At 57.5% G+C, this 26,490-nt stretch carries 26 protein-coding genes; 11 read left to right on the plus strand and 15 right to left on the minus strand.

Annotation, left to right across the window (positions count from 1 at the left end; translation table 11 throughout):
* Positions 1–3: 3 nt before the first annotated feature.
* Positions 4–375, minus strand: coding sequence for a hypothetical protein (locus tag GSQ86_RS17030; RefSeq protein WP_158751121.1), 372 nt, complete (start codon positions 373–375; stop codon positions 4–6).
* Positions 372–1,061: an RNA polymerase sigma factor gene (locus tag GSQ86_RS17035; RefSeq protein WP_371720670.1), complete on the minus strand. Its 690-nt coding sequence runs from the start codon at positions 1,059–1,061 to the stop codon at positions 372–374. Before GSQ86_RS17035 ends, GSQ86_RS17030 begins: the two co-directional genes overlap by 4 nt.
* A 114-nt stretch (positions 1,062–1,175) precedes the next feature.
* On the opposite strand from GSQ86_RS17035, the gene rlmB reads away from it, so the two are divergent.
* The 3 genes from rlmB to GSQ86_RS17050 are packed head-to-tail and all read left to right on the plus strand — an operon-like array spanning position 1,176 to position 4,863.
* Complete coding sequence (rlmB, locus tag GSQ86_RS17040) at positions 1,176–1,961, plus strand: 23S rRNA (guanosine(2251)-2'-O)-methyltransferase RlmB (RefSeq protein ID WP_158751122.1); 786 nt, start codon at positions 1,176–1,178, stop codon at positions 1,959–1,961.
* Positions 1,958–3,832, plus strand: a complete 1,875-nt coding sequence (locus tag GSQ86_RS17045; protein WP_158751123.1) for a hypothetical protein — start codon at positions 1,958–1,960, stop codon at positions 3,830–3,832. Before rlmB ends, GSQ86_RS17045 begins: the two co-directional genes overlap by 4 nt.
* A 17-nt stretch (positions 3,833–3,849) precedes the next feature.
* Entirely contained in the window at positions 3,850–4,863 is a 1,014-nt protein-coding gene (locus GSQ86_RS17050) for a cyanophycinase (RefSeq protein WP_158751124.1), read from the plus strand.
* A gap of 90 nt (positions 4,864–4,953) precedes the next feature.
* Here GSQ86_RS17050 and GSQ86_RS17055 read toward each other — a convergent pair whose 3' ends face one another.
* The 9 genes from GSQ86_RS17055 to GSQ86_RS17095 all read right to left on the minus strand — a co-directional run bounded on the left by GSQ86_RS17055 (position 4,954) and on the right by GSQ86_RS17095 (position 15,503).
* Complete coding sequence (locus GSQ86_RS17055) at positions 4,954–6,006, minus strand: NAD(P)-dependent alcohol dehydrogenase (protein WP_158751125.1); 1,053 nt, start codon at positions 6,004–6,006, stop codon at positions 4,954–4,956.
* A 219-nt stretch (positions 6,007–6,225) separates the two neighbouring features.
* Complete coding sequence (locus tag GSQ86_RS17060) at positions 6,226–6,897, minus strand: anti-sigma factor (RefSeq protein ID WP_158751126.1); 672 nt, start codon at positions 6,895–6,897, stop codon at positions 6,226–6,228.
* Positions 6,894–7,604: an RNA polymerase sigma factor gene (locus GSQ86_RS17065; protein WP_158751127.1), complete on the minus strand. Its 711-nt coding sequence runs from the start codon at positions 7,602–7,604 to the stop codon at positions 6,894–6,896. Before GSQ86_RS17065 ends, GSQ86_RS17060 begins: the two co-directional genes overlap by 4 nt.
* Before the next feature lie 370 nt (positions 7,605–7,974).
* A complete protein-coding gene (locus GSQ86_RS17070) occupies positions 7,975–8,367 on the minus strand; it encodes a VOC family protein (RefSeq protein ID WP_371720678.1) in 393 nt (130 codons plus the stop codon).
* A 294-nt stretch (positions 8,368–8,661) separates the two neighbouring features.
* Positions 8,662–9,279 carry a thymidine kinase gene (locus GSQ86_RS17075; RefSeq protein WP_371720671.1) on the minus strand — a complete coding sequence of 206 codons (618 nt, stop codon included), beginning with the start codon at positions 9,277–9,279 and terminating at the stop codon, positions 8,662–8,664.
* Complete coding sequence (kdsA, locus tag GSQ86_RS17080; protein ID WP_158751128.1) at positions 9,276–10,091, minus strand: 3-deoxy-8-phosphooctulonate synthase; 816 nt, start codon at positions 10,089–10,091, stop codon at positions 9,276–9,278. Before kdsA ends, GSQ86_RS17075 begins: the two co-directional genes overlap by 4 nt.
* A gap of 235 nt (positions 10,092–10,326) precedes the next feature.
* Complete coding sequence (locus GSQ86_RS17085; protein ID WP_158751129.1) at positions 10,327–11,592, minus strand: beta-propeller fold lactonase family protein; 1,266 nt, start codon at positions 11,590–11,592, stop codon at positions 10,327–10,329.
* A 168-nt stretch (positions 11,593–11,760) separates the two neighbouring features.
* Positions 11,761–13,113 carry a hypothetical protein gene (locus GSQ86_RS17090; RefSeq protein WP_158751130.1) on the minus strand — a complete coding sequence of 451 codons (1,353 nt, stop codon included), beginning with the start codon at positions 13,111–13,113 and terminating at the stop codon, positions 11,761–11,763.
* Positions 13,114–13,415: 302 nt separating this feature from the next.
* Positions 13,416–15,503, minus strand: a complete 2,088-nt coding sequence (locus GSQ86_RS17095) for a M13 family metallopeptidase (protein WP_158751131.1) — start codon at positions 15,501–15,503, stop codon at positions 13,416–13,418.
* A gap of 195 nt (positions 15,504–15,698) precedes the next feature.
* Between GSQ86_RS17095 and GSQ86_RS17100 the strand changes: the two genes are divergently transcribed.
* The 4 genes from GSQ86_RS17100 to GSQ86_RS17115 are packed head-to-tail and all read left to right on the plus strand — an operon-like array spanning position 15,699 to position 17,630.
* Positions 15,699–16,382: an alpha/beta family hydrolase gene (locus GSQ86_RS17100; protein ID WP_158751132.1), complete on the plus strand. Its 684-nt coding sequence runs from the start codon at positions 15,699–15,701 to the stop codon at positions 16,380–16,382.
* Between the two features lie 31 nt (positions 16,383–16,413).
* Positions 16,414–16,737: a helix-turn-helix transcriptional regulator gene (locus GSQ86_RS17105; RefSeq protein ID WP_158751133.1), complete on the plus strand. Its 324-nt coding sequence runs from the start codon at positions 16,414–16,416 to the stop codon at positions 16,735–16,737.
* Positions 16,734–17,159, plus strand: a complete 426-nt coding sequence (locus GSQ86_RS17110; protein WP_158751134.1) for an SRPBCC domain-containing protein — start codon at positions 16,734–16,736, stop codon at positions 17,157–17,159. Before GSQ86_RS17105 ends, GSQ86_RS17110 begins: the two co-directional genes overlap by 4 nt.
* Positions 17,160–17,198: 39 nt before the next feature.
* Complete coding sequence (locus tag GSQ86_RS17115; protein ID WP_158751135.1) at positions 17,199–17,630, plus strand: DUF1801 domain-containing protein; 432 nt, start codon at positions 17,199–17,201, stop codon at positions 17,628–17,630.
* A gap of 61 nt (positions 17,631–17,691) precedes the next feature.
* On the opposite strand, the gene GSQ86_RS17120 is transcribed toward GSQ86_RS17115, so the two are convergent.
* Positions 17,692–18,768 carry an MlaD family protein gene (locus GSQ86_RS17120; protein WP_158751136.1) on the minus strand — a complete coding sequence of 359 codons (1,077 nt, stop codon included), beginning with the start codon at positions 18,766–18,768 and terminating at the stop codon, positions 17,692–17,694.
* A gap of 137 nt (positions 18,769–18,905) precedes the next feature.
* Positions 18,906–19,289, minus strand: coding sequence for a holo-ACP synthase (gene acpS, locus GSQ86_RS17125; RefSeq protein WP_158751137.1), 384 nt, complete (start codon positions 19,287–19,289; stop codon positions 18,906–18,908).
* A gap of 72 nt (positions 19,290–19,361) precedes the next feature.
* Here acpS and GSQ86_RS17130 point away from each other — a divergent pair, with 72 nt between their 5' ends.
* The gene (locus GSQ86_RS17130; protein ID WP_158751138.1) at positions 19,362–19,784 is read left to right on the plus strand and encodes a hypothetical protein; all 423 of its coding nucleotides are present in this window, start codon (positions 19,362–19,364) and stop codon (positions 19,782–19,784) included.
* Between the two features lie 130 nt (positions 19,785–19,914).
* Here the strand turns inward: GSQ86_RS17130 and recG are convergent, their stop codons facing one another.
* A complete protein-coding gene (gene recG, locus GSQ86_RS17135; protein ID WP_158751139.1) occupies positions 19,915–22,173 on the minus strand; it encodes an ATP-dependent DNA helicase RecG in 2,259 nt (752 codons plus the stop codon).
* A 176-nt stretch (positions 22,174–22,349) separates the two neighbouring features.
* Between recG and GSQ86_RS17140 the strand changes: the two genes are divergently transcribed.
* The 3 genes from GSQ86_RS17140 (at position 22,350) to GSQ86_RS17150 (ending at position 25,061) form a co-directional block, all read left to right on the plus strand.
* Positions 22,350–23,255 carry an ABC transporter ATP-binding protein gene (locus GSQ86_RS17140; protein WP_158751140.1) on the plus strand — a complete coding sequence of 302 codons (906 nt, stop codon included), beginning with the start codon at positions 22,350–22,352 and terminating at the stop codon, positions 23,253–23,255.
* Positions 23,248–24,495, plus strand: a complete 1,248-nt coding sequence (locus GSQ86_RS17145; RefSeq protein WP_158751141.1) for an ABC transporter permease — start codon at positions 23,248–23,250, stop codon at positions 24,493–24,495. The genes GSQ86_RS17140 and GSQ86_RS17145 overlap by 8 nt, the downstream gene beginning before the upstream one ends.
* Positions 24,496–24,836: 341 nt before the next feature.
* A complete protein-coding gene (locus tag GSQ86_RS17150; protein WP_158751142.1) occupies positions 24,837–25,061 on the plus strand; it encodes a hypothetical protein in 225 nt (74 codons plus the stop codon).
* A gap of 130 nt (positions 25,062–25,191) precedes the next feature.
* On the opposite strand, the gene GSQ86_RS17155 is transcribed toward GSQ86_RS17150, so the two are convergent.
* Positions 25,192–26,436, minus strand: coding sequence for a hypothetical protein (locus GSQ86_RS17155; RefSeq protein ID WP_158751143.1), 1,245 nt, complete (start codon positions 26,434–26,436; stop codon positions 25,192–25,194).
* Positions 26,437–26,490: the final 54 nt, after the last annotated feature.

A 26,490-nucleotide genomic window follows, 5' to 3' on the forward strand; every position in this document is an offset into this window, starting at 1 on the left:
TGTTTATCGCCGCCCGTGATACATTGACCGTCCGTCGCGCAGCCCAACGAGAAGCGCGCCAAGAACAGTGGAAAACAGCAGGAGGATGAGTACCGTCACCATGCTGTGTGCTTCAAAGAAGTCGCCGCCCACCATGAAGTCATCCATCGTGCTCCAGATGGCCGGGGTAAGTACCATGGCAAGCACCGCGATGGTCAGCACCGCAATTGCGGTGTTCCGGCGGTTGCGGCTGCGCTGCTCACTCAATTCGGTAGCAGCCTGCAGCACAGCGCGACGGGTGCGTTGCACCACTGCGAGATCAGCATTGGCATTCATGCCGGCAAGCATCTCTACCATTTGTGGGTCGGGCTCTGTGTAGAGCCTCCGCTGGTTCACAACGCCTCCTGCTGGCCGGTGATGGCTTCGAGTCTCGGCTTCAGTGATGCCAGCCCGCGATAGAGCCGCGACTTTACCGTCGACAGGGGCGCAGCTGTTACGTGCGCAATTTCATCCAGTGAAAGCTCTTCCTGGAAGCGCAGCACCAGTACCTCGCGGTGCAGAGGATCTAGCGTCAAAAGCAGCTTTGCGACAATCTGCCCATTTTCGTATCCCTGGTAAAGCTCAAAGGGATTCGGACCGTTGCCCGGCACCTCGAAGGCGCGATCATCGTCGTTGTTCTCGCATAATTCTTCCAGGCTGATCATGGTGCGCTTGCGGCGCATATCGATCACCAGATTGCGGGCGATGGTGAAAAGCCAGGTATCGAAGCGGGCGTTGCCGTTATATTGCGCACCGCGCATCAGCACCCGCATCCAAGTTTCCTGGAAAAGGTCTTCAGCCATTTCGCGGTTGCCGGTCAGGTAGAGCAGATACCGCAGCAGGCGATGCTGATACTGCACGATGAGCTCGTCCAGCAGGCCGGCGTCATGGCGCTTCAAACCTTCCGCAATCAGAACATTTTCCTGATGCGCCTGCCCTGTCAATGTAAGCGATGCGGTGCTCATCCTATGAGCAGAGACGGGACTTGCTTCGCCAAAGACTCTCGTCGAGAGAAAATTCTGCACTTTTTCTATGGGACTCATCGCAAAATCCTGGGAGCGGACAGAATGCCCCATGGCGCAATGGAAGGAGCGATCCGCTAACACTCCTATTATCCGGCAGATATCATCCCGGCAGCAAGCGATACACTGGATAGGATGGAAGTTCTTTATGGCCTGCACTCGGTCGAAGAGGCCCTGCGCGCCGGAAACCGCCAGTTCGACCATGTCTGCGTCGCCCGTGAGCGCCATGATCAGCGCCTGCAACGCGTCATCGATCTCTGCCGCGAGACAGGCGTCCGCCTGCGCTTTGAGCCGCGCGAACATCTGACCAAGCTGGCGAAAACCCCGGGTCACCAGGGCGTCGTAGCCGTTGTGCGCGCCAAGTCCTTACTGGAGCTGGAAGACCTGCTCGACGGTCCCGAGCCTCGTCTGCTGCTGGCCTTGGATGGCGTCGAAGACCCCCAGAATCTTGGCGCGCTATTGCGCACCGCCGACGGGGCAGGAGCCGATGGCGTCATCCTCACGGAACGCCGCTCGGCGCCCATCAGCCCGGTCGCCATCAAAGCCTCCGCCGGAGCAGCGGAGCACGTGCCCATCGCCCGAGTAGTAAATCTCAGCCGTGCCCTAGAACAGCTCAAGGAGCGGAATCTATGGTGCGTTGGGCTCGACGAGCGCGGAACGATGTCTTACGACGAGTTCGATTTCACGTCTAATTGTGTATTGGTGCTGGGGCGCGAAGGCGCAGGCCTGCATGATCTGGTGCGAAAGCATTGTGACCACCTGCTCAGCATTCCCATGGCCGGCAAAGTGGCATCGCTGAACGTCTCGGTCGCCGGTGCCGTGGTTCTTTATGAAGCAGCAAGGCAAAGACGCGCCGCACACGATCAGCCCAAAGCGGCTGCCCCGGCCAAAAAGAAAGTGCAAAAAGGTTTAGGTTCATGACAGTAGTAAGGCCGCTTCTGGCGGCAGTTGTATGCAGTGTTGTAGCTTTCGCGCAGACCACCCCACAAACTCCCCAGCCACAGGAACAGCTGCCGCCCGCTCGCGGCAAAGTGCTCTTCTCCCGGTCCTCCAGCGATGCCCAGCAGGAAGCCAGCGCTAAACAGCCTCAGGCCTCCGCCGTGAATGTGACGGACGAGGAACGTATAGCGCCAACCTTTACCGGCTACGATCTCGACGTACACCTGATGCTCAAAGACCAGACCCTGGCCGTGCGCGCTCAGGTCACCGTCCGCAACGATGGCGCGCAACCGCTCTCGCGCCTGCCTCTTCAGCTCTCGTCAACTCTGACCTTCGAGACCATCAGCTTTGAAGGCAAAAAGCTGCCCTTTACGCAGCAGATCATCAACAGCGACGCCGACCACACCGGGCAGATGCAGGAAGCCGTGGTCACTCTGCCTCAGCCGCTGGCTCCTAAGGCTGAAACGACCATTGCTATCGTCTACAGCGGGCAGATTCCACCGTCCACAAAACGTCTGGAGCAGATCGGTGCGCCGGCCGACATGGCCCAGCAATCCGACTGGGATCAGATATCGGAGGACTTTACCGGCTTGCGCGGCTTCGGCGATGTGGTCTGGTACCCGGTCTCGTCCATGCCCTATGCCCTCGGTGATGGCGCCAAACTCTTCACGGAAATCGGCCGCCAGAAGCTGCGGCAACAGAATGCTCTGGTTTCGACGCGCGTCACCGCTGAATACACAGGAACAGCCCCAAATGCAGCGGTCATCGTTGGGCACAATATTTCCGTACCAGCGCCATCCGTCACGCCTACGGCATCCTTTCCCGGCATCGTCAAATTCTCCCTGCCCGCTACCCGCTTAGGGTTCGGGACACTCAGTATTTTTCTCGCACCCCGCATCGCACATGATGCGAGCGGCCTCCATGTTCTCGCAGCCGATTACGACGAGCCAAATGTCCAGGGCTACCTCACCGCAGCCACCATGGTACAGCCGCTGATTGAGCAGTGGCTGGGCACCCGGCCAAAGCAGCCGCTTACTCTCTTCGATCTGCCAGACAGGCACGACGCCGCATTCGAGCAGGGAGCAATGACCGCAACCGGTTTTGAGGCGCGGGAGCCGCAGGAGCTTGCCGTCGCTCTTAGCCACAGCATGGCTCATGCCTGGTTCCAGTCACCGCGAGAATGGCTGAATGAAGGCGTAGCCAACTTCATCGGCACGCTATGGATTGAGCAAACCAAGGGCCGCGACGCCGCACTCGAACACCTCGAAGCCACGCGCGGAGCGCTCGCTGTAGGCGAGCCTGCCAGCCCGGGCGAGAGCAGCGGCCAGCCGCTCATCGCGGCTTCCGATGCTGTTTACTATCGCAGCAAGGCGACTTATATCTTCTGGATGCTCCGCGATCTCGCGGGCGACAAGCCGCTCTCTGCCGCGCTGCGCGCCTATGACCCGGCGCAGGATACCTCGCCGGACTACTTCGAACATGTGCTCGAGCAGTCGAGCGGTAAAGACCTAAAATGGTTTTTCGACGACTGGGTCTATCACGATAAAGGCCTGCCCGATCTTTCTATCGCAGGCGTCTTTCCATCGGCTTCCGCGCAGAGCGGACAGTATCTCGTGGCCATCGACCTGGTAAACAATGGCTACGCCACCGCGGAAGTTCCTCTCACCGTTCGATCCGGCCCGGCGACTCAACAAACCATACGCGTACAAATTCCTGCGCGTTCCAAGATCACGCATCGTATGCTGATCCAGGGTAAGCCGACCGAAGTTCTCCTCAATGACGGTGTCGTGCCCGAGGTGCAGGCCAGCGTGCACCAGCGCGACCTCAACATGATCGGCGGCGATAGCAACTAGAAAAATTTGGAGGCTGCGTGTCTCTTGCATCTTGCCTGAAACATGCCCGCAGGCTCATCTGCGGCATGCTTGCACTCTCGTCCTGCCTTGCGCAGACGCCGGCGCAGTATCGTTATTTCCGCGTAGGGAATGTCACCGATACAGTTACAAAAACACAGCCGGGCTTCGCGCTTATCGGAGGCGGCAAAGATCTCGATCCAGCTTTTCTCTGGCTCTGTCAGCACTCCGGCGGCGGTGACTTCCTCATACTGCGAGCGACCGGCACCGATGCCTACAATTCATACGTGCAACTGCTATGCCATGTGAATTCCGTAGCCACGCTCGTGATTCCGAATAAAGCCGCAGCTAACGATCCATTCGTCGCAGAAACCATCAGCAAGGCCGAAGCCATTTTTATCTCCGGCGGCGATCAGGCCAACTACATCAATTTCTGGCAGAACACACCGGTCCAAAAACTTCTTAACGATGCCATTCACAAGGGCGTGCCCGTCGGAGGCACCAGCGCTGGCCTCGCCGTACAAAGCGAGTACATCTACTCAGCACAGAACGATCCGCACGACGGTCCGGATCTGACATCGAAGCTCGCCCTCGCTAATCCATTCCATCCGCAAATCGTGATTGCGCATAATTTTCTCGACGATCCTGCGCTTAAAGGCACCATCACGGATACACATTTCGTTACCCGCGACCGTATGGGCCGTCTTCTGACATTTATGGCGCGCATTTCCGCAGACCACGGCAACTTGCCAGTGAAGGGAATCGGCATCGACGAGCAGACCGCAGTTTTAATGGAGCCGGATGGCCACGCCACCGTCGTCGGTCACGGAGCAGCTTATTTTTTTACTCTGTCGACGAAAGAAGCGGTTTTGAAGGAAGCGGTGCCGCTCACGGTGAAAAACATCACAGTGCAGAAAGCAACGTCGGGCAGCAAATTTGATCTGAGTAATTGGACGGGTAACGCTGAGAAATATCAGTTGAGCGTGGATGCCGGAACGATTCATTCCACAAAGCCGGATGGAAAAATCTACTAGGGAGCCGATCAAATCAATCCCCGTCGTTTCCGACGAAGAGAAGAACCTCAACTATGCAGAATGTCGTTGAGATTCTTCTCTTTCTTTGACTTAATTCGAGTTTAGCGAAGCCAAATCGATGACGAACCGGTACCGCACATCGCTCTTCACCACGCGATCATAAGCCTCATTCACCTTCTGAATGGGAATCAGCTCAATGTCGCTGGTGATGTTGTGCTCTCCACAGAAATCCAGCATCTCTTGCGTTTCGGGAATGCCGCCAATAGCAGAGCCTGCGAGGCTGCGGCGCCCAAGAATGAGCGAGAAAGAAGCAACCTCGTTCGGCTTGTCTGGAACTCCAACGACCACCATCGACCCATCCACTTTCAACAGGCTCAGGTATTGATTCCAGTCCATCTCGCTTGAAGAAACGGTGTTGATAATCAGATCGAAGCTGCGCGCAAGCTTCTCGAAGGTCTTCGGGTCAGAAGTGGCATAGAAGTGATCCGCGCCCAGTCGCTTTCCGTCGTCCTGCTTGCGCAGCGACTGGCTCAGTACAGTAACCTCCGCGCCCATCGCATGTGCCAACTTCACGCCCATGTGGCCCAGGCCGCCTAGTCCAACAATAGCGACCTTTTTTCCCGGTACCGCCTGCCAGTGCCGCAGTGGAGAATAGAGCGTAATGCCAGCGCAGAGCAGCGGCGCCGCAGCGTCCAAGGCCAGGTTTTCTGGGATGTGGAGAATGTAGTTCTCGTCCGCCACAATCTTGTCGGAATAGCCGCCCATCATCAGCTCGCCGTCCTTAGCTTTAGCGTTATAGGTCCATACCGCACCCTTGGCGCAATACTGTTCCAGTCCCTTCTGGCACTCTTCGCATGTGCGACAGGAATCGACAAAACAGCCAATACCGGCCTTATCGCCCACCTTGAACTTCGTCACCTTGCTGCCCACCGCCGTCACTATCCCTGCGATCTCGTGGCCTGGAACCATTGGGAAGATGGATCCGCCCCACTCATCGCGAACCTGGTGAATGTCGGAGTGGCAGATGCCGCAGAATTTGATATCGATGGCAACGTCGTAATCGCGCAGTTCGCGGCGCTCGAACGAATAAGGGGTCAGCGGAGCCTTAGCGGCAGCAGCAGCAAAACCTTTTGCTTGTGACATGGGGTATATCTCTCCAGGAAAATTGTTTCAAATGTACCATTTGAAATGAGTGAACAGTTTTAGCAGTGGAAACAGCAGAAAAAGCGTGCAGATGCTACAAAATGGATGCTAGGCGCAGCCATAATGTAGCGGTTTTTACGCGAAAGTCCCGTTTTTGAGCGATGGGAAAACACAGCACCCGTGTCAGTCCCCAACAACGTAAGATCAGATGGCGACCGGCTATCCCTGAACAGAAACGCCGGAGAAGGATAGCAATGCAACGCCCCGCACGGGCTGCCCGAAGAAGCGTGCAGGCTCAAAGATGCTGAAGAGCAACTGGTTCTCGACCTGGGCGCGAGTGCGCGCGTCGCTGGGGCCGGAGACGATCTGATAGTCGTAAACGCGCCCCGATCCGTCAACATATGCCTCGACTACCACCGGGTTGCCGCGATCCCCGATCGAGTTAGGGGCAGCAGCCAGGTTCGCATAGAGGAAATGCGGGCTGGAAGCCTCGCCCAGCGGCTGATCGCCCGCTGATGCTGCTTCCGGTGCGCCTACCAGCAGTCCCACGGTCCCAATCAGCAGGATGGCGCTGGCGACGCCTGCTGACGCCTGCAGAAGAAACGGAGCAATCGAATTCTGCCAACGCATCTGCAAGCGTGCTAGATTCTGCTTTGGAGAGCGCGTCTTTTCCTGCGAAATGGCGACACGCAGCCGCAGTGCCAGATCGGCCGGCGCTTTCGCCGGGCCCAGATCCGCCAGCATATGCTGCGCGTTACGCCATTGTTCGAATTCCACCGAGCATTTCGAGCAGGAGTCCAGATGTGCAGCCACTTTCTGCATGGCTACGCCCGTCATGTCTCCGTCAAAGTACGCAGAAAACTGAGACCGAGTGCCGCTGCATTTACTCATTGCGCCTCCTTTACCAGGCAGGCAACAGAAGATACCGGATTCCGAGCGCTGCTGGATGGTCGCTTGGCAGCAGCTTCGGCGAATGGGGCAAGGCGAGCCTTGATCTGGGCGCGTCCGCGCATCAGGCGTGACTTCACCGTGCCCAGGTTGATATTCAGGATTTCGGCGATCTCATCGTAAGCCAACCCTTCGATATCGCGCAGGATCAGGACCATGCGGAAGGGCTCGGCAATCTCGCGCAACTCGGCCTCGACGCGAGCGCGAATCTCTGCGTGAGCCGCCAGATCAAAGGGCGATTCGTTGTCGTCCACGAGAGTGTCTTTAATGAAGAGCGGATGGCCATCCGCCGAACGCCCCGTCTCTGCTTCGATGGTCACTTCCTTGCGGCAATGGCGCGACCACCAGCGGCGCTGATTCAGCGCTTCATGCAGAGCGATCCGGTACATCCAGGTGCGCAGACTCGATTCACCATGGAAGCCGGAGATGCCGCGAAAAACCTTAATAAAGACATCCTGAGTTACATCAGGAGCGTCGGTGGGGTTTTGAAGAGTGCGCGCAATCACGCTGTAAATCGGCTGATGATAGGTGGCGATCAGCCATGAAAACGCTTCCTCAGAGCCCGCTTTCAACTCCGCAATGATTTCGACCTCTTCGGGCCGAACCGAGATAACGCCTGCCAGATTTCCCACTACCGTTCCTGCTTGCACTTCGGGATATCCTCCTACAGTAACAAATTGGCTGGAAGTCTGGCATCTCCCAGTCCGGGGAATGAGCGCTCTAACCTCTGCGGCTCATAGAAAATTGCGATTAACACGTATGAACTGCGCCGCCGGCGACCGAGTGTCTCGCTCACTCTACCTGCTTTAGACACCGGCAAGAGAGGATTTGGTTCCCTGAAAATTAGAGAAGTTCCGTTCCAGAACTCATGAATCGACATCGTGGGCTTTGGGCTTGGGATGCCTTCCGGTAAATTCTTGAAAACAAGGGGTGGAGCCATCAATGTCTGATTCAATGATAGCTATACGTAAATATCTGATTCTATTTGGTTTGTTTCGATCTGCACCTTAGGGCCAAGCATTAACCATACTTGAGGGTGGTGCTCTGTCCGACTTCGATAAGATAACCGTCAGGATCGCGGATGTAGCAGCGCCACTCGCCGTACTTCTCCAAGGGCTCCGTGATGAACTCGGCTCCTCGACTTTTCCATAGTTCATAGCACGCTTGAATATCTGCAACGCGGAAATTCATAAAGCTGTTGATGTGATTCGGGTCGGGAACGCTGAGCGTTACCGTCGGCTTGTCCGGTGTCGGCCCACCCCCGACGTTCAAAATCATCCAGATATTCGCGAGCTGAAGGTACGCAGGCGCGTTGCCGTCACCCAGGCTCAGAATGTGAGCGCCGAAGACCGTTTCGTAGTAGCGAGCCGACCGCTCGATGTTCGCGACGGTGAGAAAATGCGCGATGCTGATCCCCTCCTGAGGGGCATCTCATAGCTCTTCTGCTCGATTTGCACGCTGTTCATTGACAGCTCCTTTTCCGATACATTGCCCAGCGATGATGATTAAACACCCTAATCCGTCGTATGACATCCCAATTCCGCCGCCTCGCGACGACGTGAAACCGCGAACGTAGGCTAAGCCAAATTTGACTGTCCAATCTTGGGATAGCCCTCGGACACTTTAGTCGTTCGCGACAAGATGAAGTTGAATCGGTAGCCGAGAAACGCCCATCTCGGCAGCAATATCCGTCAGGGATGAAGGTGTCTATACGATGGAACTGGCTGCATCGACAGTAGGGAATTCCAACTGTTCCGAGTCCACGTATGGCTCGAAATGGGCGCGGCAGCGGGCTTCATACAGCCCTGCGGCGCCGACTACGACCAGCTCCTGGCTTCCGCCGATGCGCTGGGTATGGATGGCCGGTGCTCCACAGACCATGCAGACGGCGGAGAGCTTGAGGGTTTCGTCGGCGATCGCCATCAGGTCGGGAATGGGCCGGAAAGGCTCCCCGGTAAAGGTCGTATCGAGCCCGGCGATGAGAATGCGCTTGCCCAGGTGAACGAGCTCGAGCGACAGGCTAACGAGGCTTTCATCGAAGAACTGCGCCTCATCGATGCCGATGACCTCTATCTCGTCGATCTGACTAAACAGTTCTTCCCGGAGCCGCTCCACGTTCGCCACCACGCAGGCATCGTGCGTCTGCGCGCTATGCGAGGCGATAGCGGTCTTGTGATAGCGGAGATCGATATCCGGCTTGAAGCAGATAACGCGCTGACGGGCAATTTTGGCCCGCTTCAGCCTCCGGATCAGCTCTTCGGATTTACCAGAGAACATGGGCCCGGTGATGACCTCAATTCGTCCCGGCGGGATGGCAGGCATCATGGGCGCACCGCCTGGTGGAGGGCGAGCAGGGTTTCGAGCAGCGGGCGCAAGTATTTGAGATCGAGCGCATTTGCGCCATCGGACTTGGCTTCAGCAGGATTGTCGTGCACTTCGAGAAAAATGCCGTCCACGCCTGCAGCCACAGCAGCCCGCGTCAGGACAGGGATAAACTCTGGCTGGCCGCCGGAAACGCCATTGGCCGCCGAGGGTGTCTGCACCGAGTGCGTGCCGTCAAAGACGACCGGGGCCAGTTTGCGCATGACCGGCAGCGAGCGCATATCGACGACCAGATTGTTGTAGCCGAAGCTGGCGCCGCGCTCGGTAAGAAAAAGCCTGCTGTTTCCAGTGGTCAGAACCTTCTCGACGGTGTGCTTCATATCCCACGGCGCGACGAACTGCCCTTTTTTGACGTTGATGGCGCGGCCGGTGCGACCGGCAGCGAGCAGCAGGTCCGTCTGGCGGCAGAGGAAGGCGGGAATCTGCAGCACGTCGGCTCCCTCGGCAGCAATTTCGCACTGGGAGGGCTCGTGTACGTCCGTCAGAACGGGCAGGCCTGTCGATTCCGCCACGCGCCGGAGGATCGCCGTGCCTTCTTTGAGGCCGGGTCCACGGAAGCTCGTGACCGAGGTGCGGTTGGCCTTGTCATAGGAGGCCTTGAATATATAGGGGACGCCCAGATCGGAGGTGACGCGCTGGATGGCGTCGGCCATTTTGCGTACGTGGGCTTCGCTTTCGATCACACAGGGGCCGGCGATCAGAAAGAGCTGCCCCGACCCAATGTGTACATTTCCAACTTCAAATTCGTGACTCACATTATTGATTGAATCATAAGTCCATCACACGCTCGAACAGTCCAGGAACGAAAGTCGTCATTCTGACCCTGAGGAACGAAGGGGAAGAATCCCCAGCCAGCCTGACTTGAGATTCTTCCTCCCTGCGCTTCGCGCCGGGTCGTCAGAATGACGACGGTCGATAGCCGCGGGAAAATGTTCGAAGAAAAAGCCCGCCGGTGAGGGCGGGCTTTGAGTGAAGCTTGAGGAAAAAATGTTACTGGCCGGCTACTGCCTGCACATGCTGCGTTGAGTGGTTACCGTGCGGGATAGCCGCAGCGCAGGTCGGCTGGCCGGCTGCCTTATAGGGCGAGTTCTGATTGGAGGTCAGAGCGCCCGTATTCGGATTCAGCTCGAAGCCGCTTACCGTGTTGTCCACGAAGTTGGAGGTGTAGATAAAGCGTCCCAGCGCTGGTTCGATGAGGACGCAGGTGGGGTGCGCGCCGGTCTGATAGGCGGTAGCTCCGGAAATAGCGGAGGGAGTTCCCGTGGACTGGTTGATGGCGTAGGCCGTAATGTCGCCTGCGTTGTAATTGGCGACGTAGATGTACTGGCCGCGCGGATCCACCGTGACGTTGACCGGGAAGGTGTCGGTCTTGACTGGAGGATTCTGGCTCGGGTTCAGAATGCCAGTCGAAAGAATCGTGTAGGTGATGAGCTGATTCTGACGGCTGTCGGTGACGTAGAGGAAACGGTTCGTCGGATCAGCAGCGACAGAGGACGGCGAGGTTCCCGTCGGGTAGACGGTAACAGCGGAGAGCGTGCCATCGGAGCCAACGTTGAAGGCGTCGAGCGAACCCAGCGTGCTGGTAGCCGCAGGCAGATTATCCTGCGCGGTAACGAAGACCGAATTGCCATCGGCGAGCGCTGCCACGGCGGTGGGGCTGAAGCCGACAGGAACGTAGGTTGCCGTCTGGGTCGCGTTATTCGAATCGACGAAAGTCTGCTGTACCGGGGCGCAGCCGCTGCCTCCGAGGTTTCCTGAGGTGCTGTCGACGGGGTAGACCACCAGCGCGCCGGGACCTGGGTTGGCGCTGCTGTATACCGGGCCGCCAGGCGTCGTCGGCGAATAGAAGTCGACGACATACATGAGTGTGCCCGACGCGTTGAGGGCGAGGGCGACCGGCGCAGAACCAGGCGTATTGCAGGTCTGCTGCGGATACAGCTTGCCGTCGGTGCCGATGGCAAATTGCACGATGTTGTTGTCGTCTTTATTGATGACGTACAGATTTTTGCCGTCCGGCGAAGTGACTGCGCCCACCGGATTTCTTCCGCCCGAAGGATAGGGCGAATCCTGAATCTGCGTCAGAGCACCGGATTCGGAGTCGGCTTTGTATACGCTGATCTGGCCAGGGTTGTTCTGGGATGCCGTGACATACACATAGTCAATCGTGTTGCTTGGACTGCAAGACGTAAGACCGAGACCCACTCCGAGAGTTGCTGTGGTGGCCAGAAGCACCCGGCCTGATTTCCTCAACTTCATGCGCTTCCTTCATCCTGGCCTTTGGCACAGGCTTCTTTTGTAAGGGATTGCTCCCGCTTGCATTGTAAAAGTTCGGACCGCTTTCGGCTACATAAGCAGTGCGGTCACACTTCCTGCAGAAGGGCCGCGCACCGCGGTCCCACTGCAGAAAGGTCATACTGAGCCCGGCTAGGTCGTGCGTCCGCTGACCGCGCACCAGGTTGGATTGCCCACCGTGTTGAACGTCGAGCCTCTGGTCAGCAGAGTCAAGCTGCCCGATTTCGGATCGAGCTTGCGTCCGGTGAACTGGCTGTCGTTGAAGCTCGTCGTGTAGATGAACTGGTTCGACGGATCCTCGAAGATGCAATTGACGCCCGAGCCTGACCCAAACGGTTCGCCTGCGATATGCTGCAGCGCTCCGGTTGTCGGATCGATGGTCCATCCCGTGATCTGGCTGATCGGATTCACGATGCCCGAGGTCGGCCCAGCATTCACCACGTAGAGGTATGTGCTCTTGCTGTCTACGACAAGTGAGACCGGGTTCGAGGCGGTGGAATCGTTGGCTACCGGACCAGTGCTGAGCGCCTGCAGTGAACCGTTTGTGCCCGCGGTGAAGGGAAGTATCTCGCCCGAGCCACTGTTGGAATCCGCATCAAGGATGTAAATGTACTTGCTGCCGGAGAGATTCGCACCCTGCGCCGTGCTGATGGCCGACATCCGCTGCGTGCCCATGACGAGCGGCGAGTTCTGCGTGATCGTCAACTGGCCGTTCGTGGCGTTCAGCGCCAACGGATAGACCGTCTGCACATCCTTGTTGGAGGAGCTGCCCGCGTCAGCCGTGAAGATGAAGCCCGCCGTCGCTGTGAAGTCGACCGGAGCGCAACCGACAGGGAAGTACGTCAGCTGGTTGCCGTTCGAATCCTCCTGCTGCTGGTTGGTGATGATCGACAGGCGTCCGGTGTTGGGATCGATGCTGAACGCGGTAATATCGCCGGTCGGGTAGAAGGTGCCGTCTGCGGCCTGGCAAGGATGTTGCGCATCCTGCTTCAGCGTGGACGAAACGCCATCGGTCGTAACCGGGGCGTAGGTGTCGAGGATGAAGACATATTTTCCAGTTGAATCGGGAAGGATGCGGATCGAGTTCGATCCCTGGCTCGAATAGCTCGCCTGGAAGGCTAGTGTGCCGTTGCCGCCAACGCTGTAGACCGCAACATTCGCACCGGTGTAGCTGTGGGAATAGGTGCCATCCGTATTCTGCGTAATCTGCTCTGCCCCCTGGTTCAGGACATAGATGTAACGGCCTCCGCTGAGGACGAAGGTGCGAATGGGATTGGTGCCGCCGGAGCCGAAGGGTGAGCCCGGGGCGGGAGTCAGCTTGCCGGTTTCGTAGCTTTCCTTGAAGGAGCCGATCTGGTTGTATTGGGTTCCAACCGCGAAAACATACGCCACCGTGTAGTCATTCATGCACGAGGTGGCGCCAAACATCAGGACAAGGGATACCACCGCGGCCAAAGATATCTGGCCAATTTTTCTAAACTTCATGCGCTTCCTTCATCCTGGCCATGGAGGATGGCGCAGGCAACTGGGTCGGGATGTGCTCCCGTTTGCATTGTAAAACAGGCGATAGGTTTCAGGGCACAGCTCTCTTTCGCAGGTCGCAGATCACAGAGTTCTGGTCACAGTTTCCTGCGCCTGCAAACACTGCCTGGTGTGCTGTTGTTCAGACTTTTGCATGCTGCAACCGTGAGCATGCAAACGCGGGAAAGTTTCCCGGCAAACCACACTATAAAAATACCCCATGTCCAGGGGAAGGACATGGGGTATTTCTGGTCCTGGATGTGATTCTACCAGACGCGGCAGGCATCGTCGGGCATCATCGGCTGTCCTTTATGGCAGCCGAAGGCCTGTCCGAAGCCCTCAAAGTTCCGCACCACGCCGTTCACGCGGAACATGCCGGGCGAGTGCGGATCCGTTTTGGCCGAGACGCGCTGCACCTGCTCAGTGCGGTTTTCGCACCACACCTGCGCGTAAGCGATGAAGAACCGCTGCGGCGAGGTGTAGCCGTCGATTTTCGTCTCAGGGCTCTTGTTTTCATCCTTCAGCGTATCCATCAGCGCCTGGTAGGCGATGCGGATGCCACCGTTGTCGGCAGTGTTTTCGCCGAGGGTCAGCTTGCCGTTGAGGTGGGTTCCGGGCACAGGCTCGAAGCCGTCATACTCCTTCACTTCGCAATCCGTACGCGCCTCGAAGGCTTTTTTGTCGTCGGCTGTCCACCAGTCTTTTACATTGCCCTTGGCGTCGTATTTACTGCCTTCGTCGTCAAAGCCGTGCGTCATCTCGTGGCCTATGACCATGCCGATGGCGCCGAAGTTCACAGCCGGGTCCTTGGTGTTGTCAAAGAACGGCGGCTGCAGGATGCCTGCGGGGAAGTTGATGTCGTTCATCGCCGGATCGTAGTAGGCGTTGACCGTCGGCGGCGTCATGCCCCATTCCTTCTCATCGACAGGCTTGCCGAGGTGGTTGATCTCGAAATCCCACTCGAAGGCGTCGGAATGTTGCACGTTGCTGACCAGGTTATCGCGCTTGACTTCGAGCTTCGAGAAATCCCGCCACTGGTCGGGATAGCCGATCTTCCGCCGAAAGGCGTCGAGCTTGACTGCGGCCTGCTTCCTGGTTTCTTCGCTCATCCACGGAAGCGTTTTGATGTCGTCGCCGAGGGCCTTTTCAAGCGCCGCGACCAGCTTCTCCATATTGTCCTTGGCTGAGGGCGGGAAATTCTCCTTTACCCAGTCCTGGCCTACGGCTTCACCCAGTGCGCGGTCGGTGAGAGATGTGCAGCGCTTCCAGCGGGCCGTCTGCTCGGCCTGGCCTTGCAGCGTCTTCTGGAAGAAGTCGAAGTGGGCGTCGTCGAAGGTGCTCGAAAGCCACGGAGCATAGGTGTTTACTGCATGGAAGCGCAGGTAGCTCTTCAGGCTGTCAAGGCTTTCGTTGGAAAGGATCTGGTTCAGAGCCTTGAAATACTCCGGTGTGGCCACGTTCAGCGTGTCGAAGCTGGGAGCGCGCAGAGTTCCGATGTAATCGGTCCAGTCGAAGTCCGGCGTCAGGGTGCTGAGCTCGGTGACCTTCATGATGTGGTAGACGTTGTCAGGATTACGCAGCTCGACGCGAGGCAGAGAGCCCTTGGCCAGCGCAGTTTCAATATCAATGACGCTCTTGGCCTCGGCAGCAGCCTTGTCGTCCGAATCGCCGACGAGCTTGAAGATCTGCACGATGTAATCGTGATACTGCTCACGGATCTTCGCCATGCGCGGGTTGTCTTCGAGGTAGTAATCGCGATCGGGCAGCGAAAGACCACCTTGTATGGTGCTGGCAATCTGCTTGGTCGAATCCTTCTGGTCCTGCTCCACGCCGAAGCGCATGAAAGCGGAAACGCCACCCTGCGTCTGCAGATGGCCTATGAGTTGTCCAAGCTGCTTCTTATCGGTCACACCATCAATGTGCGCGAGGACCGGCTGGATTGGCTTATCGCCAAGCTGATTGGCGAGGTCGGTATTCATGCAGGCGGCGAAGAAGTCGCCGTACTGGTGCTGCAGTGGAGTCTTGGGCGAGTCAGCGGCTTTTTTCAGATCTGTATAGAGCAGGTAGCGGTTGCGCTCGGCCAGCTCATTAAAGCGTCCCCAGCGCGTCTGGTCGCCGGGAATAGGATTGTTCTTACGCCAGTTGCCGCAGGCGTATTGAAAGAAATCCGTGCAGGGATCGGCGGCCTTGTCGATGGCCGTGAGATCGAAGCTGCGGAGAGCCTTGGGTTCAGTGGGTGCAGCGCTCGAAGGGGTGTCCGCTGCTGCAACCGCAGCATGCGTTCCGATAGAATTTTGCGCGACGGCGAAACCGGTACATAGCAACAGTACCGAAGCAATACGAATAGGTTGCATAGAAATCCTTAGGATGCGAGAGCACCTCTACTTGCTCGATACGGGTGCTGGCCTCAATTTTGCACACTGGTAACACCGATGTGCTGGCTCTGAAAGTACCATGCAGCGGAGGGCTTGTGCAGTGAAACCTGTTTCTCAATCGTTAGGAAGAACCCGGCAGTCCATGAAGCGGTCGGCGAGGCTGGCCTGTAACGCATGAACAATTATCAGGAATTCTTCGACCAAGCCGCCGCGGATGCCATACCCGTTCGCGGCTTCCTGCACTGCCCTTCCGGCTCGCCTGAGGCGGCCCTCGTGCTGACCCATGGAGCAGGCGCGAACTGCACTGCTCCTCTGCTCATCGCAGTCGCCGACGCTCTTTGCGATGCCGGATGGATGGTTCTGCGCTGCGATCTTCCTTTCCGTCAGGCGCGTCCACAGGGACCGCCGCCGCGTGGCAGCGCAGAGCGCGATCAGCAGGGTCTTCGCGCGGCCGTCGCATCTCTGCAGCGCCAGACCTCTGCCCCTGTCTCGCTCGGAGGTCATTCCTATGGCGGAAGGCAGGCTTCGATGCTGGCAGCCGATCACCCCGGCCTCGTCGAAAAGCTTCTGCTTCTTTCCTATCCGCTGCATCCGCCACAACGCCCCGCGGAGTTGCGGACGGCGCACTTCCCGCGCCTGCAGACTTCGGCACTTTTCGTTCACGGGGTGCGCGACGGCTTCGCCTCATCGGAAGAAATGAAGACCGCTCTCGAACTAATTCCGGCTTCGACAAAACTCCTTTCCATCGACGGCGCGGGGCATGAACTGATGACGAAGCGCAATCGCGGCGAATTGCCGGCGACCATTGTCGAAGCGTTCAGACGGTTCGGTGCAGGTGATACGGAAATTTCCATTTGACAAACCATAACCATATGGTTATGGTTTCAACATGCCGTGCGCTGCAGATAATCTCTTCAGAGCCCTCGCCGATCCGACTCGCCGAGCTATCTTCGAACGGCTGACCCGCGACGGTGAACAGACCGTACACGCGTTGACTGAGCGCGCCGGTGTGTCGCAGCCGATGGTTTCGAAGCATCTGGCCGCGCTCAAGCGCGCGAAGCTAGTACACAACCGCCGCCAGGGACGCGAAACCCATTACCAGGCCAGACCCGAAGCTCTCGCGCCGCTCGTGGACTGGATCGGCCACTATGGCGCCTTCTGGCATAGCAGATTTGATCAACTCGAAGACCTATTGAAAAGGATGGACAAATGACGACGCCTGATACTTCTACCCATTCCGTTATTGTGGAAAGGGAATTCCCTTATCCGCCAGAGAAAGTGTGGCGGGCGCTCACCGAAAGTTCCCTGATTGAACAATGGCTGATGAAGAATGACTTTCAGCCGGTTGCGGGTCACTCGTTCAACTTGCGCTCCACACCTGTGCCGAACTGGGACGGCATCATCAATTGCGAAGTCCTGGTCGTCGAACCCAACAGGAAACTCTCCTATAGCTGGGGAACGTTAGGGCTTGAGAGCGTAGTCTTCTGGACGCTGGTCGCGACAGAAGGCGGCACACTCCTGCGCATGGAGCATTCCGGCTTCCCATCCGATCAGGACGCCAGCTACAAGGGCGCTCAGTACGGCTGGAAGAGGTTCATCGGCGGCCTGGAACAGGTTATCGCCGGGCTGCAATAACGTCGGCATCGAAAAGGGAAGTGCATGTTCGGAGAAAACATGAAGACCACAAGTAGTCCAAATGACGCGGCCGCTTCAGCGAAGATCACGAAGCGGATTGAAGACCTGGGCGATTGGAGAGGACAGACCCTCGCCCATCTTCGTCATCTCATCCACGAAGCCGATCCCGACATTGAGGAGGAGTGGAAATGGGAGAAGCTAAAATCCCCGGGAACTCCTGTCTGGTCCCACGACGGCATCGTTTGCACCGGGGAATCGTACAAACAAGCCGTCAAGCTCACATTTGCTCGCGGAGCCTCCATCAAGGATCCCCAAAAACTCTTCAATTCCAGCCTGGAGGGGAACGTGCAGCGTGCGATCGACTTCCGCGAAGGGGAGAAAATCAACGAAGATGCCTTCAGGCAACTCATCCGCGCCGCGGTGGCGGCCAACTCCGCAGCGCTCGCTCAACGGGCAGCCAAGAAGAAGTAAGTGTAGCGCCGGAGAAATCGGCATCGCGATTAAAAACTGGCGATGAAGTGATAACTCAGCATCAGAAAATCTTCATGTGGATCGTCAGATACTTTTTCGGGTTCTGGCGCACAGCCGTTATCAAATTGTTCGTGTTCTGGATCATCTCGTCGGTGTGGTTGTAGAGGTCTTTATTGACCATGAGCTGACCGATGGTACCTTCACCGTTGTCGACCCGGTTCAGGATGGAATCGAGCCTGGTAACGGTATCGTTCAGCTTGTTGGCAAACTGCGGGTCTTTCGCGATCAGGCCCAGGCCGCCTTTACCTGCGTTCACGTCCTTGAGCAGAGCGTTCAGGCTTGCTGTCGATTCGCGCAGATTGTTGTAAAGGGTCTCGTCCTTGAGCAGTTTTCCGATAGTACCGTTGCCGCTGTCGATCTGGTTGGCGACATCCTGGAGCTTGCCCACCGTGGCGTTGGCGCGGTTATAGAGCGTGTCGTCGGCAATCAGCTTGCCGATGGAACCTTTACCGTTGCCCACCTCATCGACGAGCTGCTGGATCTCGTTCAACGTGGCCACCGCTCTGTTATAGAGGCTGGGATCGTTGATGAGCATACCGATGGAGCCTTTGCCCGTGTTGAGCGCGTCTACGAGATTGTCGACCTTGGCCAGAATGGTATTCAGCTGCTCAATGGTGCCCTGGCTGGATTTAATGACGTCGGTGAGATTCGGCGTCTCTGTGGTCTGCAGTTCCGCGTTGTTCTGGATCGCAGCACCGGTCGCAAACTTGCTGTTGATATCGAGGACCGTGTCTCCGAGCACACCGATGGTTTCGAGGCTGGTTTTCGAATCTGCGTGAATCGCGGGCTGGAACTTCTTGCTGAGGCGCATGATCACCTCCACAGGAGTCAGCTTGCGCTCAGGGACGATGCGAATACTTTTGACGGTGCCGACGGTAACGCCCTCAAGGTTGACAGGAGCGCCGACCTTGAGCCCTGCTGCATTCTCAAAATAAGAACGCACCGTGATCTTGCCTGCTAAAAAGCCGCCCGTGTTGCCGGACATGAGGAAAATGAGCGCTGTGAGCGAGACAAGCGCCACCAGCACTAATACGCCGACTTTCAGTTGTGACCACTGAACTTCCTGCTGGCTTGGCACTGCCCCCTCGTTCACAAAACCGGAATGGAAAGACTTCTATCGCGCCTTGAGAATATCAAACATACTCGATTGCGGCTTGGCTTTCGTTTGGATGGCAACCGCCTGCCAGCCGTTGCAAAACGATACAAATCTATGCCTTACTGTTCGTTTTCAAGTTGGACCGAGGCCATTGCCAGCGTTGCCGTATGGGTGATTGAAAGTGAGACATGCTTCACTCCGAGACGCTCGGCAAACTCCATCGCCCGTCCGCTCAGGTGCAATGTGGGCCGATGTCCCGGCAACCGCCGCACTTCGATTTCCTTCCAGGTCACGCCATGCTGAATGCCCGTCCCCAGAGCCTTCGCGCCTGCTTCCTTGGCAGCAAAACGCGCGGCGAAACTCTCTGCCGCGTTCTTTTTGCGCTGACAGTAGGCGATTTCGACCGGCGTGAATATTTTTCCCAGGAAACGCTCTCCGTAACGCGCAATGGACTGGGCGATCCGATCTATTTCCACAATGTCGATTCCTGTACCCACCAGCATGAGCAGAATTTTTCCTCTTTGCACGGTAGCACAGCAGGTTACGTATCTATACCAAAGAGTTTCAGGGTAACGATGAAGATTGGCCTTCTCTGGACCGATCATGTATGTGTGATGGAAGCGGACGAACTCGTCGATTGGGATTTGAAGCTGACGGCCACCTGTGCCGACGATCCGCAGCGTGTACTGCGGTTTTTAACCGGCGCTGTGCTCTCCTGCGGCGGCTGGGTGCTTTCCCGCAGCATGCCCGGCTCCGACACCGTGGAAATGAGCTTTGAATTCGCCCGCGCAGTCAGCCTTGAAGTTTATAGCGTTCTGATTGCCGCCGGGCTGGAGCTGAGCCGCGACGCCCACATCAGCATGACCGAATTGTGCCAGTGCACCAAAAATCTGCTGGCCAGCAAAGGCTTTGAGGTCGCCCGCGTTCGCCTGCTTGTCCTGGCCGCTCCGCTCGACAGCAATCACCGGAATTTTCACCACCCCGTCGAGCTGACCTAAACATAAGAGTTGTCATTCCGATCGGAGCGGGTGCCCCATGTCTCGCTTTTGAGACATGGGTGTGGGTACCTCATCGCCAACCAATAAAATTTGGGTGCCCCATCCTTTGCGCAGCAAAGGGTGGGATAGCTCATCCCGCTTCGACCAGCCCATAACGCCGCTGCCACGCCTCCCGCAGCCGCGTGCGCACCAGCTTCTTCTCGTCTTCCGTCCCTTCAGGCTTTTCCACAAACCGCGCCGCCTCAGCCTTCGCCAGTTCCAGCAGATCGCGATCGCGAACAAGGTTCGCCACGCGAAAATCCGGCAACCCAGCCTGCCGTGTGCCGAAGAATTCCCCCGGCCCGCGCAGCTGCAGGTCCAGTTCAGCCAGCTCGAAGCCATTCTGCGTGCGCACCATGGCTCCCAGCCGCTCCTCGCCCTGCTCGGAAACCCTGCCGCCCGTCATCAGTATGCAATAGGACTTCGCCGCGCCGCGTCCTACGCGTCCGCGAAGCTGGTGCAACTGGGCCAGCCCGAAGCGCTCCGCATGCTCGATGACCATGACAGTCGCGTTGGGCACATCCACGCCGACTTCGATGACGGTAGTTGAGATGAGCACGTCAATCTCGCCCCGTTGGAAGCGACGCATGACAATTTCTTTCTCGTCAGAATCCAACCGCCCATGCAGCAACCCCAGCCGCAACCCTGACAGAGCTCCGGTCCGCAGCGCCTCATACATATCGGTAGCTGCCTTCAGCGAAGGCTTCTCAAAAAGCGCCGCTGTCTTCGTCTTCTTCGCGGATTTTTTTGGCTTCGGTTCCTCTTCGGGATCGGGCGGAGCGAAATCCAACTCCGGCTGATCGTCCTTTGCCCCCTCAATCACCGGATAAACAACATACGCCTGATGTCCACGCCCAACCTGCTCACGCACAAACTTCCAGACTTCATCGGCACGCTCGTCGGAAACCTTGCGCGTGACAATCGGAGTGCGCCCCGGAGGCAGCTCATCCAGCACGCTCAAATCGAGATCGCCATAGAGGGAAAGCGCCAGCGTCCGCGGAATCGGTGTCGCCGTCATCACCAGCACATCAGGCTCCGCATCGGTTGGCTTCTTCATCAGCCGAAAGCGCTGCAGTACGCCGAAACGATGCTGCTCATCTACGACGATGAGCCCAAGCTTGTCGAACTCGACTTTTTCCTCGATGAGCGCGTGCGTGCCGATGACGACATCGGCCTCGCCCTGATAAATCTTGCTGCGATTCAGCTTCTTCACGTCGGCATCGAGCGATCCGGTCAGCAGAACAATTCTGTACGGCTTTGACGAGCGCTCCAGCAGCTTGCGGGCCGCAAGATAATGCTGCGTTGCAAGAATTTCCGTAGGGGCCATCAGCGCCGCCTGGTAGCCGTTCTCAATGGCCACCAGCATCGCCTGCAGTGCGACAATAGTCTTTCCTGAACCGACATCCCCCTGCAGCAGCCGGCGCATCGGCGACGGCCTTCGCATGTCGGCGACAATCTCGGCCAGCGCATTTTTCTGCGCGGTCGTCGGATGAAAGGGCAGAATCTCGCGGATCGCCTCGCGTACTTTCTTCGCCGTCTCGAAAGCAATCCCGGCGCGCTCCTTGAAGCGCCGTCGCTTCAACTCCAGCCCCATCTCCAGATAAAACAGCTCTTCAAAAATCAGCCGCCTGTGCGCCAGCGTTCCGGAAGCCTGCAGCTGCGTCATCGGCGTGCCCGGTGGCGGGAAATGCACGCCGCGCAGCGCTTCTGCACGTCCCGGCAAAGAGAGCCGCTCCACCAGCGCACGCGGCAGCGTCTCAGGAAGATGCCCGTCTAATTCCTCAAGCAGGTTGTAGACGATCCGTCGCAGCCACCGTGTCGTCAGCTTATTGCCACCGAGCGATTCATATACCGGCACGATGCGCCCGACTTCCAGCAGCTCACTCTCGTCCTCGTCTGCAGAAAGTATCTCCACCTGCGGCTGAATCATCTTGTAGCCGCGGCCTGAGCGCGATGCCTCGACCTTGCCGTAAACCGCGAGCATCTGTCCGTGCTTGAACTTGTCTTTCAGATACGTTCCGTGGAACCACATGCACTTCAGCGATGAAATGCCTTGCCCCACCGTCATCTCGAAGATCGGTATACTGCGCGTTCGCAGCAGCACCGTGCCGCGCACCTCGCCGATCACGCTCGCCATCTCGCCCGGCTTCAGCTCGCTCAAAGGCATCGGATGCAGCCGGTCCTCATAGCGAAACGGCAGGTGATACAACAGGTCTTCAACTGTAGAAATCCCTTTGGCGGCAAGCGTCTGCGCAATCTGCGGACCAATGCCTTTGACGTATTGAACCTGCGTATCAAGCCCCACCACAAAATGGATGCTATCAGGAACGAAGGAGCTGGGTGCCCCCATCCTTTCGCGCAGTCTGCGAAAGGGTGGGAGAGCTAATCGCGCGACGCGGCAGCAGGATAGAAGCACCGGCTCGGTGCCGCATGTCTCGATCCTGAGACATGGGATCGTTCACTTCCCATCCGATCAAATCCGGATAAGTTACACTGGCAGCGACCCCCGCTGGAGAAATTTCATACATGGCCGCAGTTGTTGAACTGGACCGCATTTCCAAATCCTATGAGAAGAAAGCCGCCGTTCGAGAACTGAGCCTGCGCATTGAAGCGGGCACCATGTTCGGGCTGCTCGGACCTAACGGCTCAGGAAAGACTTCGAGCATCCGCATGATGGTCGGCATCACCATGCCCGACTCTGGCAGCGTAAGCCTGCTGGGCAAGCCCTTCGCGCGCGAAACCCTCAGGCAGGTCGGCTATCTGCCTGAAGAACGCGGCCTCTACAAGAAGATGAAGGTCATGGATCAGCTCGTTTTCATGGGCGAACTGCGCGGCCTCGACAAGGCCACCGCAGGCCGCCGCGCACACGACTGGTGTGAGCGCATGCAGATTCTCGAAGCTGCTGACAAGAAAACCGAAGAGCTCTCCAAGGGCATGCAACAGAAGATTCAGTTCATCTCTACGCTCATGCACGACCCCGAGCTCATCATTATGGACGAGCCTTTCTCAGGCCTCGACCCCGTCAACGCCGTCCTGCTGCAGGACACGCTTATCGATCTCAAAAACGCGGGCAAAGCGATCCTGTTTTCGACGCACCGCATGGACCAGGTCGAGAAACTCTGCGACGCCATCTGCCTCATCCATGCAGGACAGGCCGTGCTCTCCGGCGGCATGCGCGAAGTCAAATCACGATATGAGCGCGATCGCGTCGTGATGCAGTTTGAAGGCGACAATTCCTTCCTCCAGCACCCGGCGATTGCCGAATACAAGGATTACGCCGGACACGTCGAAATCCGCCTCAAGCCGCATGCCGACGCGCAAAGCCTCCTGCGCGAAGCCATGCAGAAGGCGACCATCTTCAAGTTCGAATTAGTTGAGCCGTCGCTCGAAGAGATCTTCATTCAGACCGTGGGAGAAAAAGTCGATGCATGAGATCCTGCTCATCGCGAAGCGCGAATTTCTGGAACAGGTGCGGGGCAAGGCCTTCAAGGTCACGACGATCCTCATCCCCGTCATCTTTGGTGCCATCATTGGCATCTCGGTCTTCGCCAGTAAGAATTCCGGACAGGGCAAGCACATCGTAATTGCCGCCAATGACGCGCCTCTCGCCAGCCGCATCCGCGAAAAACTGCTCGCCGATAAAGACGCGCACATGAGCGTCGACGTGCTCGCGCCCGCAGCTGAGTCTGACCGCCAGCAATTGATTTCGAAAATAGACCAGAAGCAGCTCGACGGCTTCCTCTGGCTCACCACCGACGCCAATGCGACCAATCCCAATGCCACTTTCGTCGGGCGCTCCTCCGGCGACTTCGCGACCGAATCTCGACTCTCCGACGCCGTCGATCACGCCATCGTGCAGCAGCGCCTCTCCTCGCATGGCATCCCGACCGATGATATCGATTCGCTGACCAAAGGCGTAAAGATTGAAACCGAACAGGTGAAGAACGGCAAAGAAGTCGGCAGCAGCACGCTCGGTTCCTTCTTCGCCGCCTACATCATGGCCTTCCTGCTTACCTTCACCGTCATGATGTACGGCATGAACGTAGGCCGCTCCGTCATTCAGGAAAAGACCTCGCGCATCTTTGAAGTCATGCTCTCGACCGTCAAGCCCACCGACATGCTCGCCGGAAAGCTCATCGGCATCGGAGCCGTCGGCCTCTCGCAGCTCGCCATCTGGGCCGCTGCTGCTTTGTTGTTTTCGAGCACCGCTCTCGCCGCCAGCCTCATGTCCGGCGGACTGAAGATTCAAATCTCGGCCATCGAAATTATTCTCTTCGCCGTCTACTTCCTGCTGGGTTACGCCCTCTACAGCACGCTCTTCGCCGGACTCGCCGCCACCTGCGAAAGCGAGCAGGAGCTACAGCAGTACGCGCCGCTGGCCGCCGTGCCCGTCTGGCTCAGCTTCAGCATGATCACCTTCATCGTCAGCAATCCAAATTCGTTCTGGTCGGTGGCCATATCGCTCTTCCCGCCCTGCGCGCCTATCGCCATGTTCCTGCGCATCGCCTCGCAGTTTCCGCCATTATGGCAAATCGCCTTATCGATTGTGCTGCTGCTTCTATCGGTCGTCGTCGTGGTCTGGTTTGCATCCCGCATCTACCGCATCGGCATCCTGATGTACGGCAAACGAGCCACCGTCCCTGAAATGCTCCGCTGGCTCCGCTACTCCTAGGGACACAATCCCAACACGCCGTCATCCTGAGCGTAGCGCGTAGCGCGCAGTCGAAGGACCCGCACGAGCAAAGCTCGTGCGAATTGGTCTTGCAAAGGCAAGACTAACCGTCGCTAGGCGATACTAAATTTTTCTACGGCCGGAATTAGAATCGGCGAATGAAACGTCGGCATGGATTTAGTGCATGGCTAATTACAAGGGAGTGGTGCGGGAATAATGGGGAACCACAAAAAAACGTAGTAGAGATTCTTTCTCCACGCTTGTCACCTGAACGCGTGCTTGAGATTGTTGAGCTCCTGTATCACAGAGAGGCAGCACTCTCTGAGAAAGTGGCTTGGCGTTTGCGTAAACAGGCACAGCCTTATACGGCGGAGTTTCCGATGATTGAGGGCGTAAGATGGACTGGTCAAATCATCTGTGGTCATAACCCGTGGCTACTTGCGCGGTTGGTGGACAACCTCATCGTAAACATTGACGCGGATGGCAACGAGGCTGCGTCGTGGACCGACCGGGTACAGGCTGCTGAGATAACCGAGCAGATACGTCAAATGCGCGGGGACGATTAATATTCCAGCACCTCGCCGGGTGCCCCAGGCTCGCTTCTGAGAGATCTGGGACCAACTACGACCCCATAAAGGACAGCGCACGAGAAAACGCCTCACCGGGCGGCCTTCATCGCCCAGCGAAGGTAGAACCCTAGCTGATCCTGAGCACCCTGATAGTGCTGTTGACAGAAAGGCTCACAGTCGCCCGGTTCAGTGAAAATGGAGTCATGTTTCCCGCCTCGTCAAAGGTCCAGATGCAGCGAACGCTTTGGCCTCCGGATACCGATATCCGCACTCTCTGATGATCGAGGGGCGTTGGATTCTGAGCGTCCACATCATAGATGCTGCCTTTCAACCAGATCGCCAGCCAGAAGGAACCATCCTGCTTCTCGAACAGACTTGTTTCGACCCCCATGGTATTGCCGGTTAAAGAATAGTTGAGCGTATCGGGCGCAAAGCTGCCCTGTTCATCCGAGAGCAGTTTTGTAAGATTGGCGATCGCCGTATACGCTGGTCGCGGCGATAAGTCGTATCGCAGCAGTCCATAGCCGGTGGTCGAAGAAGGATCATCCATCAGCTCGTAGATATACGTACGCGAGATGCCCTCGTTCCACGCGTGCAGCAGCAGACGCGGCGCATACACGGCTTCGATCGATTCCGAGATAGCGCCTTGCGTAGGCGTTTGATTGGCAACGTAGCCGCTCTCGGTCATGATCACCGGCACGTCGGGCCCATCCATATTCAATTTATCCATGCTCCACTTGAATGAACCGTATGCGTGTCCCTGAGTATCGAGTCCTCCCCATCCCCAGGTTTCCGGATTCCTGCCGCCCCAATAGGCATGCAGATTATTGAAGTTCATGTATCCGGAAATGACGCCGATGGCCGGATATGATGTTGGCTGAGTAAACGAAGGCCCAATCACTGGTAACTGAGCATTCTCGCCTGCCTGCCACACGGTCGGCAGATATGCCTTGAGATCGGCGGCCCAGTTCGGATCATCCGTCTGGTCGTATTCGTTGGGGCCTTCGAGCGCTTCCACATCTGGATAATTAGGCAGCAGTGCGTCCAGCTGCGCCGCCGTTGCGCCGCTTTGCGGGTTGGGCGTAACCAGGTCTGCATGGATTCCGGCTTGTGCGAGCATGGCATGAATTGCGTAAAGGTTGGGAGCGATCCACGAATAAGAGAGCCCGTCGCGAATATGGCTGACATGCAGATCTTGGAGGGCTTGGATCAGGGTTGACGGTTGCTGATAGTATGCCGTGTCCGTGTAGGTGAAGTGTGTATTGACGCCGACAGAATTTAAGAAATCATAGGCCCGAGACGCGCGCTGTTGCGCGGTCGCCGAGCCCATTAAAGACAACGTAAAAAGAGCGAGGGGGAGGATCTTGAGCATAATGCTATCAACGTAGCAAAAAAGTAATGCGTATATAGGTTACAGAAGTTGTAC

Origin of the sequence: Acidobacterium sp. S8, assembly GCF_009765985.1 — a bacterium.
Lineage (GTDB): Bacteria > Acidobacteriota > Terriglobia > Terriglobales > Acidobacteriaceae > Alloacidobacterium.